Here is a 13,576-nt window from a genome sequence, read left to right on the forward strand (position 1 = left end):
GTGTCGTAGGGGACGCCGAGGAACCGGCCCGCCCGGTGGGTGCGCGGCAGTCCCCCGGTGGTGAGGTCCCGGGGGTCGCGAGCGGCGGCATCCGTGCCCCCGTCGTGGTCGATGCCGGAGTCGACACCATGGTCGGTGTCGAAGTTTGAATCGGAGTCGGAGTCGGGATCGTCGGCCGCATAGGCGCCCGCGAGCTCCTCGGGCTCGCCCAGCTCGGCGAGCACCCGGCGCACCGCGTCGTCGCTGCGATCGGTCCCGTCGAGGCGATGCTCGACGTGGGCTAGCAGCTCGGCGAGGGAGTCCGCGTCGATGTCGATGCGCAGTCGCGCCGCGGCGGCGCCCAGGTGGTCGAAGTAGGCGTCGACCAGCGCGGTTGCCCCGGCGGGCGGGAGCCCGTCGCCGGGCAGCGCTTCGGAGTGGTCACGCATGGGTCGCGTCCTTTCCCAGGAGGTCGGTCATGTCGGCGCTCATCGCGGTCCAGACCTTCGTCATCGCGACGAAGGCCCGCTCGCCCGCGGGCGACAGCCGGTAGTACTTGCGCGGCGGGCCGACGGGCGATTCCTGCCACTCCGAGGTGATCAGGCCGGTCTTCTTCAGCCGATTCAGCAGCGGGTACGCGGTGCCGGCGCTGATGGCGAGGCCCGGGTACTGGACGAGCCGGTCGACGATCTCGGCGCCGTAGGCCTCGCCCCGGTGCAGCAGGGCGAGCACGGCGAGCTCGACCACGCCCTTGCGCAGTTGAGACGGAATCGCCTCGCCCTCGATCGCCATGGTCCCGCCTCGCGTCCTGTACCGTGTCACACCCGGTTGCTTGTTATGCCAACTACAAGGTAACACACGTTACCGCCGCGAGCGGATGCCGGCCGACAGCTGGGTCTCGACGCCCGGCGGATGCGACCACTCCCGCCGGCCTCGCCCTGCGCCCCTAGCTCTCCGGGTCGTACCCGAACGCGCGGAGCTCCTGCGCGCACCGGCAGGCCACCGCGATCCTCCGCGCCCACTCGACCGCGTCCTCCCGGGTCGGCAGCTCCAGCACGGTGAACCCGCCCGTGAGGTCGGAGCCCGGATAGAGCTCAGCGCTCACCGACCCATCGGCGGCAACGAGCACCGGAGCGACGCCCTCGTCGATCCCCCCGCCGAAGACCCAGACGCCGGCCGCCTTCGCCTCAGCGACCACGGCATGGGAGTCGACGACAGCGACCGGGAACTCCTCGTCGGTGACCACCATCGCGCTGCTCGGGAACGAGATGAGGTACTTGGTCATGAATCGGCCACCTCATCGGCGTCGTCCAGCCGGAAGCCGACCTTGAGCGTCACCTGGAAGTGGTGGATCACGCCGTCCTCCACATGCCCGCGGGTGCCCACCACCTCGAACCAGTCCACGTTGCGCAGCGTACGGGTCGCGCGCTCGAGTCCGCTGCGGATGGCCGCATCCGTTCCGTCCGGCGACGTCCCGACAATCTCCGTGACGCGGTACGTGTGATTCGTCATCGCTTGTTCCCTCCACCTTCGTGCCGAACCCGCGGCGTCCTCGCCTCGGGTTCTCCGACCATAGCCCGCGAGCAACGAGCCTTCAACGGCGTGGCCACGGGCATCCCCCGACGCCACCGCGAACGCACCCGACCCACACCACGCACGCCCGGCAAGTCCACGAGCGCCGCGTCGTGCGGAGCATCGGCCCGGGTGTTCAGATACTCGACACTCTCCGCGACCGGCTGTTCGTGCGCTCTAGCATCGGTCTCGATAGTTCGGACCGAGGCGTGACGGGTTGTTCTGGCGCCCAGACCGCAGCGGATCCACCGAGTGAGGCATCGAGAGAGGCAACGACCATGCGCGAAGAAATCTACTGGCTAGTGACCTGCGACGTGAAGCCGGGCAAGTTCCAGGACTTCACCGAAGCAATCGAGCCGCTCGTGGCAGCGACGAAGGCCGAAGAGGGCTCGCTCATCTACGACTACAGCGTCAACGACGACGAGACCCTGGTGCACATTCTTGAAATGTATCGAGACTCAGCGGCTGTCGTCAGCCACGTCACGACGGTCTTCCCCCAGTTCGCCGAGCGCTTCCTCGACGGCGTCGACATCACGGGCTTCGTCGTGTTCGGCACACCGGATGCCGCGGCGAAGGAAATCCTCGACGGCTTCGGCTCGACCTACATGCGACCCTTCTCGGGTTTCACGCGCAAGGAGTCGCTCGTCAGCTAGCCACGGGTCATGGCCTTCGCCAGTGACTCCCGGCACAATGGAGGTGAGATGAGCGGCTCCCACGCCGACTCTTACCGCGTCCTCACCTCCGGCGCCTACGGGCACCGCGCCAGCGAGTCCACCGGAGAGAGCCCGGCCTAGGCGCGGGCCAGGGTCTTCACGAATCCGAGAATGGCCGCCGCGGTGATGTCCGGCTGCTGGGCCTGAGGGTAGTGGCCGGCCTCGGCGACCATCACGACCGAGCCGTGGAGGGCATCCGCTACGAAACGGGCCTCAGTGGCGGGGTCCTTGAAGTCGGGGTCCTTGTCGCCCATGATGACGAGCGTGGGGGCGGTCACCGCGCTGAGCTTCGCCTCGGCGGGGTCGTGGGTGGTCTGCTGGGTGGTGAGTGAGAAGGCCTTGCCGTACGGCTTGCGCGTCAGGCTGGCGATGACCGCCGTGCGATACTCCACGAAATCGTCGGGCTTCCGGCCGGCGTAGAGGGTGGGCATATAGCTCTTCCACATGGGCGCGATCCAGAGCGGGGCCATCATCACGCGGAACAGCCCGCGAGTGAACACGTTCGTCGGCGGGTTCCGCACGAAGGGGCCGACCAGGACCAGACCGTCGACCTGGGCGGGATGCTCCGCGGCGACGATCACGGCGGCCCCGGCGGCCAGGGAGTTACCGACGATCACCGCCGGCCGGCCGAGCTGTGCGATCAGGGCCTGGATGTCGCTCGCGGTTTCGATGTCTCCGTAGCCGGAGAAGGTGGTGTCGCTGTCGCCGTGCCCACGGAGGTCGGTGGTGACCACCGTGTAGCCGGCGCCGACGAGCGCCGGGGTCAGGAAGCGATAGGAGGACCGCAACTCACCCATGCCGGGCACGAGTACGAGAAGTGGTCCGGCGCCCTGGAGGTCATAGGCGATGCGCCCCTCGGGGCGGGCGAGGTACTGAGTCGACGAGACAGAAGCTGCAGTGGAGGAGGTCATGCAGCTACTATGCATCCCCTTTTGGCTAGTGTCAATAGCCAGATTAGAAAAGTGGATGCTTCACCCAGGCCGATCAGGACCACGTCGCCAGCACGCGGGGTTGGCTATTGACACTAGCCAGAAAGAAAGTCATCCTTAGCCCCATGGAAACAGCATCCGCTTTCGCTCGACGACGCCTCAGCGCCAGGACTGGAGCACGTACCCGTGCCTAGGGTCGGGCTCACCCGCGACCGGGTTGCGGAAGAGGCGGCCGTGATGGCCGATGAAGTCGGTCTCAACTCGCTCACCCTCGCCGCACTGGCCACCCGTCTCGGCGTTCGGCAGCCGTCGCTCTACAAGCACATCGATTCGATGGCCGGCCTCCACCGCGACATCGCCGTGCACGCCAAACGCGACATGGGCGAGGTGCTCGCGCGGGCATCCGTCGGTCGCTCCGGTCCCGACGCCATTTCCGCCATGTCCCGGGCGTATCGCCAGTGGGCGCTGCAGCACCCCGCCCGGTATGAGGCCGCCAACCGGATGCCCGCCCCGGGCGACCTCGATGACGAAGCCGTGTCGCTCGCGGTCATTCAGCTGATCACCGATGTACTCACCGCGTACCACCTCGAGGGCGACGACGCCATCGACGCGATCCGCGCCTTCCGCTCCACCCTGCACGGGTTCATCTCCTTCGAAACCGCGGGGTCCTTCGCCATGAGCGCAGACATCAACCGGAGCTTCGAACGCCTGATCCACGGCTTCATCGTCGCCCTCACCCAGTGGACCGACACCACCACTCCGCAGCCCGACCGGTAAACCGTTCATATAACCGCCGCTCACTCCCTGCAAACGCACTGATTCGGCGTCATTCGACCACGCAGACAGCATCCTTAAAGCGTTCCAATTGAACGTAAAACTGCACGGCATTCCGTTTCCCTGCAAGCTCCTCCGCGGCAGCTTCGTTTAGCCCCTTCACCTGCAGCAGACCGCCAACTTCTGGCGAGAGTGAAGCAATGTTGTTGAGAAGGGTAACGAGGGATTCGTCGTCGGGCGGCTTCCCTGCGGTGGACAGGTCAATCGCCGTCTGGCACGACACGGCAAGGGCGTTGTCTCGAGCGTTACTCGGTTCCTTCACCCACTCAGCCCAACTCCGCAACAGATCATCGCTGGATACCGCAGCGGTCGAACGCGCCTTGGCGAGTTGCTCTACCTCTGGCGCAGAGCGTCCCAGGCCGCTTGCGACGTACTCGAGTAATTGGCTACCCGTTCGCGCAGTGCCACCGCTACATCCAGTGAGGGAAGCCAAAAGGATGAGGGCAGTTCCTCCCCCAATTGTTCCCCGGACGATTCGGCGTCGTCCCCGCCCCGCTATGTCAAGACTCGAGTGTGTCTTCATCGAGATTGCCTTCCATCCAGTGGTGAAGAACTTCCTTGCTCTGGCGCCGCCTGGCGCGATCATCGCGTTCCCCAACTAGACGTTGGACTCCCTCGCAAGCGGTGTCAAGGCACCTGAGGCCCCCCCCGCCCAGACAAGCGCCGAAACGATCACCTGACTGGCGACCAGGTCGGGCACTGACGCACGAATGTCTGCCACACCCACGACAGTCGGCTCAGGTTCATTCTCGCCAGCTTTCAGCACGCACAGCCGGCCGTTGCCCCGCACTCAAGCCGCTGAACCTAAGAGGCCGGAACTCATCATCGAGTCTCTCCTCAACGTAATCTGGCCCGTGAAGCCGCACGTCGGGTCCCATCCTGCCCAGCGGCACGCCAGCACGCTGCAAGCCCGAATCAACCGAGCTCGCCGGCACACCGTGCGCGCGACCTGAGAGACTGAATACCATCATGAGGACTCTCCTGAACATCATCTGGTTCGTGCTCTCGGGCTTCTGGCTGTTCCTCGGCTACATGCTGGCCGCGCTCATCATGTTCGTGCTCATCATCACCATCCCCTGGGGAATCGCCGCCGCCCGCATCGGCGTCTACGCGCTCTGGCCGTTCGGCAAGACCGTCGTCTCCACGCCGAACGCGGGTCTCGGGTCATTCCTCGGCAACGTGCTCTGGGTGGTGCTGGTCGGCTGGTGGATCGCCCTGACCCACCTCACCACCGGCATCGCGCTCTGCATCACGATCATCGGCATCCCGATGGGAATCGCCAACTTCAAACTCATCCCGGTCGCTCTCCTGCCGCTCGGCAAGGAGATCGTCGACCTGCCGTAGGCGATCGTCGGGACTCGGGGCCGACACACCACCGGCGCCGAGCCACAAGTCACTCCACGAGAGGTTGATTAGCACCTTCTCGACGACTCCGCTCTCGACCAGAGCATCGGCGGCCGCCGTGTGCGCGTGGTCAGTTTGCGGTGCAGCGGCCGCCCCTTCTCCTCCCCACCGCGAGGGTGCGCCCCGATCACGAACATGCCGATAAGCTCAGCCTGTATCTAGGCTTGGGGGAGCGGATGTCGGCAGGCGGATCGGCATGGAGCGAAGCGACGCGGCAACTGGCGCTCTCAGAAGCGCACGCGCTCGCCGCTGAATCCTCACGGGCCAAGGCCGCCAACTACTTCGCCGCCGCCGACAGCGAAAAACGCATCGCCCACGTTCTCGCCCCCCTCGCCGCGGCTGGCTACCACTTCCTGCCCGATCGTCAGTGGCCTGGCAGCCGTCGTGCTCAGGTCGACATGGTCGTCGTCGGGCCGGGCGGCCTGTTCATCGTGGACACCAAGGCATGGAAGGACCCGATCATCGCCGCGGGCCGGGTATTTCGAGGTCAAGCCGATGTCACCGACGAGTTCGACGGTCTGGCCGATCTCGCCTGGAAGACGGAAGCGGCTCTGGCTGAGATCGGCCTCGCCCCGGGCGAGGTGCGACCTGTGGTCGTTTTCGCCGGGCACAAAGGCGTCAGCGCGTCGGTCGGCGGAGTCGAGATTGTCGGTGAAGGTGACATCGTGCGCCACATCGCACGCCGAGGGCAGCGACTGACCGCGTCCGCCGTCGAGCAGGTGTTGGCCGCCGCGATCACGTGCTTTCCCTTGATCGGCGCGCCGGCACCGGTCGATGTGACCCTGCCCGAACCGATCATCGGCCCGGAACCAGTTCTCGATCTGGACCATCTCCCGAGCGAAAGCGACATCGAGGCCGCGATCCTCGAGGGACTCCTTGCCCCTCCGATGGAGGAGTGGATGACGTTCCTGCATCCCGACCAGGCCAAGTTGGTGCGCCGTAGTTTCAACGGGCCCTCTCGCATCCGCGGGGCCGCCGGCACCGGCAAGACTGTCGTGGGGCTGCACCGTGCCGCGTACCTGGCACGCTCCAAGGCGGACGCCCGCGTGCTCGTGACCACATACGTGCGCACTCTGCCCGATGTTCTGAGCAACCTGCTCGGCCGCATGGCCCCGGATGTCGCGGGTCGCGTGGAGTTCAGCGGCGTGCACCAATTCGCCCGCAAGGTGCTCGACGAGCGCGGCATCGACGTGCGCGTCAACCGCAAGCTGGCCGGTCAGTCATTCGAGGAGGCCTACAAGCAGACCTGTGGCCCGCTGACGAAAATCGACACGAACTCCCGTTACTGGCGGGAGGAGCTCGACAATGTGATCAAGGGCCGCGGTCTCACCACCTTCGACGAGTACGCCGACTGTGCCCGCATCGGCCGGCGCCGCCGCCTCACGCTCGACCAGCGCCGCTCGGTCTGGGAGCTCTACCAGTGCTACGAATCGCTGCTGCGCACTCGCGAAGTGCACGACGACGCTGACCTGATCCTGCTCGCCGAAGCGGCTCTGCGCGCCAAGCCGATGGTCGGGTACACCGCCGTCATTGTCGATGAGGCGCAGGACCTGTCGTGCGCCATGATCCGCATGCTCGCTTCCGTGGCCGGTGACGGTGCGGACGCCTTCACCCTGATCGGCGACGGCCAACAGACCATCTACCCCGGCGGCTACACCCTCGCCGAGGCCGGCCTCTCTGTCGCCGGCCGCGGAGTCGTCATGGACGTGAACTACCGCAACACTGCCGAGGTCCTCGCCCTGGCGGTCCGCGTCGTCGACGGTGCCAGCTACGTCGACATCGAAGGCACCGCAGCCAGCGCCGCCGCGATCACATCGCCGCGACACGGCGAACGTCCCCTCTTCGACCGGGCGCGCACCCGAACCGAGCACGACGGCAAACTGGTGCAGCATGTCCGCCGGGCCACGCAGAGCGTGAGTGTGGGCTGGGGTGACGTGGGGGTGCTCTGCTTCACCACTCGACAGGTGAGTGACACTTTGATGCTTCTGCGCACCGCGGGAATTCCCGTTGTCGAACTCACGAAATATGACGGTAGCCAGACGGATGCCGTGAAGGTCGGCACGATCAAGCGCGCCAAGGGGCTCGAGTTCAAGCAGGTGCTGCTGCCTTGGATTGCCGAACGCCTGATGTTCCCCGGCGTCATCGGAGCTGGATGGACCGATTCGCAGATCGAACGCGACGAGCGCGACCGCCGCGAACTGTTCGTGGGTATCACCCGAGCTCGCGACGGCGTGTGGGTCGGCTGCATCGCGGCGCAGGGCTCGTCTGCGTGAACATCCCGGCGAACCTGACAGGATTGCTGCAGAACAATGCGCCCGAATCACGTCGATACCCTCCGTGCAGAGCAACACCAACAGGTAGCGCACAAGGATATTGAAGTACTGGGGCACGTCGATCGACCCGTCTAGGCCGTTCAAGACCGTGACCGGTGCTGCTAGACATAGATCATGTACTCTCCCGAGGAACAGCTGATCATCCGCGAAGACGTGTTTCGTTGGCTAGATGAAAAAGTGGGACAGGGCGCATACGAGCTCACCCGGGACGAGTTGACCGGGTACCACTTCGGCGTTACCCCAATTCCACTTCTGGACCGCGGCCGGGGCATCCGAAATCCGCGTGACTTTGACGCCACCCTGACGATCATGACGGGCGTCAAAGGCGTCTATGACGACGTCACCAGCCCGGACGGTTTCGTGCACTACGCCTACCAATCGCGAGAGGGAGGTGACAACGTGAAACTTAGACGAGCGCTCGATCAGCGAGTACCACTGGTGTATTTCGAGGGAGTACGCCCCGGCGTATTCGTCGCACACTACCCCGCATATGTCGTCGCTGACGATGAGGTCAATCGCACATTCCTGATTGCGCTTGAAGAGTCGATGCGCTTCTTCGGCGACCCTTTGCACATGACAGGGGACGAGCGACGGTATGCCGAACGAGCGGTGCGCCAGAGACTTCATCAACCCGCGTTTCGTGCCCGTATCATGCACGCCTATGCCAGTACGTGCGCGGTGTGTCAGCTCAAGCATGCAGAGCTACTTGACGCTGCTCACATTGTTGAAGATTCCGATATCGCGGGCCTCGCCGTGGTGACCAACGGGATGGCGCTCTGCAAGATCCACCATGCCTCCTACGATCGCAATCTGATGGGCATCACCCCCGACTATGAGGTGAGGATCAATGGTGCACTGCTTGATGAGGTAGACGGTCCGATGCTCCGATACGGGCTACAGAACATGCATGGGAGGTCACTGGTGCTGCCGGGCCGCGCCAAAGATCGGCCGTCGCGGGACGGATTGGCACTCCGCTGGGAGAAGTTCGTTGCCTGAGATCATTCTGCGAGCGAAACCGGCAGGTCCAACGACTCGAGGGCGTTCTGGAGCCTAGTGGTGACATCGATACAATCGCTCAGGGCCGCGAGACCCGTAAGTGAAAGCGTGACTATCTCGCCGTTAACCCATGAGGCCTTGCCCGCCCTCGCGCTCACGACCTCAGACGGCACTTCGAAAGCCCCGAGAACCCCATAGGATTCCGCCGCAATCGCAACGAACACTGCTGCGTCGAAGTCCCAGGAGCGGAAGACGGAGAACTGTATAGGTTTGGACCGCGCACTCGCGGCAATCACGCGGGACTTCACCTGGAGAAGACGGCCATCAGCAGCCCGCACATCCCAGCTCTTTTCACTATTCGGCGCCAATTCACCCCGGTAGGCGCGGGCAGTAAGAGTCTCCGCCAAATCGCCTGCGGGCGCATTGAGAGTGCGAATGACACCTCGGGCGCGCAGCTCACCGAGAATGCCCGCATACTGCTGGAGAAGCTCCTGTGAGGTGAGATTTGACGCGTGAAACTCGTCCCGATTCATGGTTTCCAATTTAGGTCTTTGAGAGTCCTTCGACGACGAGCAATGAGCGGTGTCACCTCTCGCTGGGGTCCCAGGCCGGACAGTGCGCGATGCAGATGAGGAGGAGGAATCCCGAATGCCACTGGCGCCTGAGACCCTGAACTACTTCCGACCGGGAGCGCCACGGCCTGGAGGCACACGATGACCATCCACAGTGAGACCGCACTGTTCCGCGTGACCGATAACTCGGCGACGTCACCGGTGATCCTGCACTCACCCCACGGCGGTCGGGCCATCCCTGCGGAATACCTGTACTCCTACGTCATCTCCCCTGCCGAGTTGGAGGCGGAGAAAGACATCATGACCGACCACTTCACGGACGTTCTGGTCGAGTCGGTCACCGGTGCGAGCGCGGTCATCAACGGGCTGTCCCGCTTCGCCGTCGACGTGGAGAGGTTCCCAGGCGACAGCGAAGAGATGAACGCGGTGGGCATGGGCGTGCTCTACACGCACGGATCTCGCCGCCAGTTAATTCGCCGCGTGACCGCTGGCGACCGAGAACCACTGCTCGCTTACTTCGCCGAGTACTCGGCCCGCTTCACCGCGCTCGTCGACGTCACTCTGGCGCTCCACGGGCGGGCTGTGATCATCGACGTGCATTCCTACCCCGAGCATGAACTGCCCTATGAGCTGCACGGCGGCGGGTTTCGCGCACCGCTCTGCGTAGGATCGGACCCATTCCACGCATCCGCCGCCCTGCTCGGCGCGGTTGCCGAAAGCTTCTCCGGCCTCGAGACTCGGGCGAACACGCCCTTCGCCGGCGCCTACGTGCCGCTCACGCACTACCAAACGGATGCGCGGGTCAGCTCGGTCATGCTCGAGATCCGTCGAGACGTGTACCTGAACGAGGCCACGCTGGAGCTGAAGCCTACGGGCTTCGCCTCCCTCCAGGAGTCGCTGCAGGCTCTGGTGGACCGGCTGCATTTCTAGTCAGGTAAGGCCTTGGGGCGCCATGCGCGCTTCGTGTGCGGCAGCCCTCGACCCCACTGCGGGGGGAAATTTCGCCAGGCAAGCCAGCCACATGCCACTGGTCTTCGTTGACCTGATAGGCATGAATCGTGTACCAAACCTCAAACGCTGAGCGGATCGAGGACGGTACACCTATTCGCAAGGAGACCCCGTGACCGCGCCCGAAGCCGGATGGTACAACGACCCGAACGACACTCAGCAATTGAGATGGTGGAACGGTGTCAGCTGGTCAGAGCAACAACGCGACCGGATGCCGGCCCCCGTTCCCCCGCCCACTCCAGCGGAGGCACCAGCCCCGCCCATCGTGTACGCACCGGCGCCATACGTGCCGATGGCCAACCGCGGCCAGGGCGGCGGCACCCAGTTTCAATCACAGCCGAATCGGACGGAGAGGGATCGCATCGTCCGGCGGACCAATTCGTTCGCCTACACGGGCGCCGTCCTGTCCCTTGTCGGCATGCTCATCAACCCGTTCGGCATCCTCAGCGTTCTTGGAATCGTGTTTTCCTCGATCGGCCTGGCGCGAGCGAACGAATTGAGCGGTTCCAATCGGATCACGGGCCGGGGTACCGCGATCCTCGGCCTTGTCGTGGGCATTGTCGGGATCACCTTCATCGCCTACCGATTGATCAGTTAGACACCGGCTTCCACGAAGACCCAGGCGCCGTGAGGTGTCGCAGATCGACCTTCGCGGCACCTGCGAACATCGATGTGCGACACCTCACGAGCGTGGAGCAGCGAGCGAATGAGTTGCCGGGGTGCAAGGCGGCCGACAGTCCAGCGGCATCGGCGACGGTGTCAGACCCACCCCCTACAATCGGGTCAGCGCTTCGACGTGATCCGGCGACTGTCAGTGTCGCCGTGACGCCTCGCTGCACGAAGGGGAATCCGTGGACCAGATTGACTCTGAGACCGAAGGTGCTGAAGCCACTACGGCCGTGACCGCAGGTGCCCCGGCTGCCGCAGCCGCGGCCGCATCGGGATCAGCTCGGTGCCGTTCCTCTCCTATGCAATGGCGCACTGCCGGGTTCCGGTCGTCGACGAGATCGTGATCGAGAACCTCGCAGGGGAGCAGCGCGCGGCAACCCTTGAGGTCGAGGTGACGAGCGCTTCCGGGTCGCTCGGCGCCCCACGGGTCGTCATCGTGGACCTCGGCGCGGGGCAGAGCACGACCCTGCGCACCGTCGAGCTCGTGCTCGACCCGGCGCTCATGCTCGCGGTGGAGGAGCAGCGGCCGGGGTCGATCCGCGCCACCCTGCGCGACGCCGCAGGCACCCTGCTCGCCGAGACGAGTGCGGAGGTGCAGATCCTCGCGTCCAGCCAGTGGATCGCCACTCCCCTGCACCTCGGCCTCGAACTCCTCGCCGCGCACGTGCAGCCCAATGCCGCCGCGATCGCCCCGCTGCTCGTCGAGGCGAGCGACCTGCTGCAGCAGCGCACCGGGGACTCCGCGCTCAGCGGGTACCAGTCCGAGAGCCCCGAGCGGGTCGACGCCGTGGTCGAGGCGATCTACGACGCGATGGCCGCCCGGGACATCCGCTACGCGATGCCGCCGGCGAGCTGGGGCACAACCGGGCAGAAGGTGCGCACGCCCGCCGAGGTGCTCGAGGGCCGGCTCGGCACCTGCCTCGACACCACCGTCACCCTCGCCGCCGCCCTCGAACAGGCCGGCCTCAACTCCACGCTCTGGCTGCTCGAGGGGCACATCTTCCTCGGCTACTGGCGGGTCGACTCGGCGCTCGGCGCCGTCGCCCACACGGATGTCGCCGACATCGTCAACCTCGTCGACCTCGGTTCGATCGGGCTCGTTGAAACGACGGGTGTCACGGGCGGGTCTGCGTCGATGCCGTTCGCGGAGGCGCGGCGGAGCCCGCACACGCAATACCTCGCCGCGGGACTGGAGAAGTTCCTGGGCGTGACCGACGTGCGCACCGCGCGGCAGTCGCGGATCTGGCCGCTGCCGAGCCGCTCCGTCGGGCCCGACGGCGCGGTCACCGTGACGGTGTACCAGGCGGGGGCCGGTCCGGTCATCGCTCCGTATTATGCGCGGGATGGGTCGGCGGTTGCTTCGAACGCTCCCGAAGCGACCCCGGTGCCGCCGCGGGTCACCCAGTGGAAGAACGCGCTGCTCGACCTGAGCCTGCGCAACAAGCTGATCAACTACACCGACCGGTCCGGCTACCCGCTCTTCGTGCCGGGGCCGGCCGTCGCCCGCCTCGAGGACGCCATCAACGCCGGCACGCCGATCACCCTCGTGCCGGCCGACGCGGTGCCGAACGTGGATCGGGCCAGGGGCATCCGCTTCGGGAAGGACCTGCCCGAGCAGACCCGCGAACTGATGCTCGCCGACAAGAAGGGCGCGTTCGTGGATATCACGGAGGCGTCGTACACGAGCAAGCTGCGCTACCTCGCCAACAAGGCCCGCACGATCGTGGAGGAGACCGGCGCGAACAACCTCTACCTCACGTTCGGGATGCTGCACTGGCGGTTCAACGACCGGGAGTTGCGGTCGCCGCTCGTGCTGATCCCGGTGAACATGACAAGCGCGAGCCGCGGCTCCTCGTACCGGCTGACGATCGACGAGGCCGGGGCGTCCACGCCGAACTACTGCCTGCTCGAGAAGCTGCGGGCGAGCTTCGGGCTCGAGATCGCCGGGCTCTCGGCCCCCGGGGAGGACGCCTCGGGCATCGACCTCGGCGCCGCGTTCACTGCGGTGCGGGAGGCGATCGCGGAGGCCGGGCTGCCGTTCCGGGTCGAGGAGACCGTGGAGCTCTCCATTCTGCAGTTCGCGAAGTTCCGGCTCTGGAAGGACCTCGACGAGAACTGGGAGGCGCTGTCGCAGAACAGTCTCGTCGCGCATCTGATCAACACGCCGCTGGATGCCTATGCCGACCCGGTCGCCGCGGCGGGCGCCGGCGGGGGCGGGGCGTGGAGCCTGGCGCAGCCGACGGCGTCTCCGACGGGTTCCGCCTCGGGCGGTACGGGTGTCTCAGTCGGCACGCCCGGCTCGCCCGTCGACCTCGACGCGCTCGGCGGCTCCGTGCCGGTGCCGGCGGACTCCTCTCAGCTCGAGGCGGTCGCCGAGGCCACGGCCGGCCGCACCTTCGTGCTCGAAGGCCCGCCCGGAACCGGCAAGTCGCAGACCATCACCAACCTGCTCGCCCGCGCCCTCGCCGACGGCAAGCGCGTGCTCTTCGTCGCCGAGAAACGCGCCGCCCTCGACGTCGTGAAGAAACGCCTCGAAAGCGTGGGACTCGGCGACTTCTCCCTCGACC

15 protein-coding genes are annotated in these 13,576 nt (G+C 65.9%); 8 read left to right on the top strand and 7 right to left on the bottom strand.

Going from position 1 to position 13,576, the window contains the following annotated elements:
• From QN345_RS08570 to QN345_RS08585, 4 genes are all read right to left on the bottom strand, one after another.
• Window positions 1-428: hypothetical protein (locus QN345_RS08570; protein WP_323508572.1), on the bottom strand; the 428-nt coding region annotated here is incomplete at its 3' end.
• Window positions 421-771, bottom strand: coding sequence for a PadR family transcriptional regulator (locus tag QN345_RS08575; protein WP_134445969.1), 351 nt, complete (start codon window positions 769-771; stop codon window positions 421-423). The genes QN345_RS08570 and QN345_RS08575, both read right to left, overlap by 8 nt.
• Before the next feature lie 154 nt (window positions 772-925).
• Complete coding sequence (locus QN345_RS08580) at window positions 926-1,264, bottom strand: transcription initiation protein (RefSeq protein WP_322135323.1); 339 nt, start codon at window positions 1,262-1,264, stop codon at window positions 926-928.
• Window positions 1,261-1,491 carry a dodecin gene (locus QN345_RS08585; protein WP_134445971.1) on the bottom strand — a complete coding sequence of 77 codons (231 nt, stop codon included), beginning with the start codon at window positions 1,489-1,491 and terminating at the stop codon, window positions 1,261-1,263. Before QN345_RS08585 ends, QN345_RS08580 begins: the two co-directional genes overlap by 4 nt.
• Window positions 1,492-1,829: 338 nt before the next feature.
• Between QN345_RS08585 and QN345_RS08590 the strand changes: the two genes are divergently transcribed.
• Window positions 1,830-2,204, top strand: a complete 375-nt coding sequence (locus QN345_RS08590; protein WP_322188247.1) for a putative quinol monooxygenase — start codon at window positions 1,830-1,832, stop codon at window positions 2,202-2,204.
• Between the two features lie 137 nt (window positions 2,205-2,341).
• Here the strand turns inward: QN345_RS08590 and QN345_RS08595 are convergent, their stop codons facing one another.
• The gene (locus QN345_RS08595) at window positions 2,342-3,175 is read right to left on the bottom strand and encodes an alpha/beta hydrolase (RefSeq protein ID WP_323508573.1); all 834 of its coding nucleotides are present in this window, start codon (window positions 3,173-3,175) and stop codon (window positions 2,342-2,344) included.
• 204 nt (window positions 3,176-3,379) lie between these two features.
• Between QN345_RS08595 and QN345_RS08600 the strand changes: the two genes are divergently transcribed.
• A complete protein-coding gene (locus QN345_RS08600) occupies window positions 3,380-3,970 on the top strand; it encodes a TetR/AcrR family transcriptional regulator (RefSeq protein WP_322135320.1) in 591 nt (196 codons plus the stop codon).
• A 49-nt stretch (window positions 3,971-4,019) separates the two neighbouring features.
• Here the strand turns inward: QN345_RS08600 and QN345_RS08605 are convergent, their stop codons facing one another.
• On the bottom strand, window positions 4,020-4,289 hold the full coding sequence (locus tag QN345_RS08605) for a hypothetical protein (RefSeq protein ID WP_322135319.1): 270 nt from the start codon (window positions 4,287-4,289) through the stop codon (window positions 4,020-4,022).
• A gap of 707 nt (window positions 4,290-4,996) precedes the next feature.
• Here QN345_RS08605 and QN345_RS08610 point away from each other — a divergent pair.
• The 3 genes from QN345_RS08610 to QN345_RS08620 all read left to right on the top strand — a co-directional run bounded on the left by QN345_RS08610 (window position 4,997) and on the right by QN345_RS08620 (window position 8,760).
• On the top strand, window positions 4,997-5,371 hold the full coding sequence (locus QN345_RS08610; RefSeq protein WP_134535734.1) for a YccF domain-containing protein: 375 nt from the start codon (window positions 4,997-4,999) through the stop codon (window positions 5,369-5,371).
• Window positions 5,372-5,607: 236 nt separating this feature from the next.
• Window positions 5,608-7,704, top strand: coding sequence for a nuclease-related domain-containing DEAD/DEAH box helicase (locus QN345_RS08615; RefSeq protein ID WP_323508574.1), 2,097 nt, complete (start codon window positions 5,608-5,610; stop codon window positions 7,702-7,704).
• Between the two features lie 174 nt (window positions 7,705-7,878).
• A complete protein-coding gene (locus QN345_RS08620) occupies window positions 7,879-8,760 on the top strand; it encodes an HNH endonuclease (RefSeq protein ID WP_322135316.1) in 882 nt (293 codons plus the stop codon).
• 2 nt (window positions 8,761-8,762) lie between these two features.
• On the opposite strand, the gene QN345_RS08625 is transcribed toward QN345_RS08620, so the two are convergent.
• On the bottom strand, window positions 8,763-9,293 hold the full coding sequence (locus QN345_RS08625; RefSeq protein ID WP_322135315.1) for a DUF6998 domain-containing protein: 531 nt from the start codon (window positions 9,291-9,293) through the stop codon (window positions 8,763-8,765).
• 180 nt (window positions 9,294-9,473) lie between these two features.
• Between QN345_RS08625 and QN345_RS08630 the strand changes: the two genes are divergently transcribed.
• From QN345_RS08630 to QN345_RS08640, 3 genes are all read left to right on the top strand, one after another.
• On the top strand, window positions 9,474-10,262 hold the full coding sequence (locus tag QN345_RS08630) for an N-formylglutamate amidohydrolase (protein WP_322135314.1): 789 nt from the start codon (window positions 9,474-9,476) through the stop codon (window positions 10,260-10,262).
• 190 nt (window positions 10,263-10,452) lie between these two features.
• A complete protein-coding gene (locus tag QN345_RS08635; protein ID WP_322140933.1) occupies window positions 10,453-10,938 on the top strand; it encodes a DUF2510 domain-containing protein in 486 nt (161 codons plus the stop codon).
• A 354-nt stretch (window positions 10,939-11,292) separates the two neighbouring features.
• Window positions 11,293-13,576 (top strand): DUF4011 domain-containing protein (locus tag QN345_RS08640; RefSeq protein ID WP_323508575.1); only part of this gene is annotated, 2,284 nt, incomplete at its 3' end.

The sequence above is a fragment of the Cryobacterium sp. 10I1 genome, from assembly GCF_035019805.1.
GTDB lineage: Bacteria > Actinomycetota > Actinomycetes > Actinomycetales > Microbacteriaceae > Cryobacterium > Cryobacterium glucosi.

Bases quoted from the DNA above. Each gene is read 5' to 3' on its own strand.
- QN345_RS08625 (WP_322135315.1), bottom strand. From the start codon at position 9,293: ATGAATCGGGACGAGTTTCACGCGTCAAATCTCACCTCACAGGAGCTT.
- QN345_RS08590 (WP_322188247.1), top strand. From the start codon at position 1,830: ATGCGCGAAGAAATCTACTGGCTAGTGACCTGCGACGTGAAGCCGGGC.
- QN345_RS08610 (WP_134535734.1), top strand. From the start codon at position 4,997: ATGAGGACTCTCCTGAACATCATCTGGTTCGTGCTCTCGGGCTTCTGG.
- QN345_RS08595 (WP_323508573.1), bottom strand. From the start codon at position 3,175: ATGACCTCCTCCACTGCAGCTTCTGTCTCGTCGACTCAGTACCTCGCC.
- QN345_RS08615 (WP_323508574.1), top strand. From the start codon at position 5,608: ATGTCGGCAGGCGGATCGGCATGGAGCGAAGCGACGCGGCAACTGGCG.
- QN345_RS08620 (WP_322135316.1), top strand. From the start codon at position 7,879: ATGTACTCTCCCGAGGAACAGCTGATCATCCGCGAAGACGTGTTTCGT.
- QN345_RS08585 (WP_134445971.1), bottom strand. From the start codon at position 1,491: ATGACGAATCACACGTACCGCGTCACGGAGATTGTCGGGACGTCGCCG.
- QN345_RS08575 (WP_134445969.1), bottom strand. From the start codon at position 771: ATGGCGATCGAGGGCGAGGCGATTCCGTCTCAACTGCGCAAGGGCGTG.
- QN345_RS08630 (WP_322135314.1), top strand. From the start codon at position 9,474: ATGACCATCCACAGTGAGACCGCACTGTTCCGCGTGACCGATAACTCG.
- QN345_RS08580 (WP_322135323.1), bottom strand. From the start codon at position 1,264: ATGACCAAGTACCTCATCTCGTTCCCGAGCAGCGCGATGGTGGTCACC.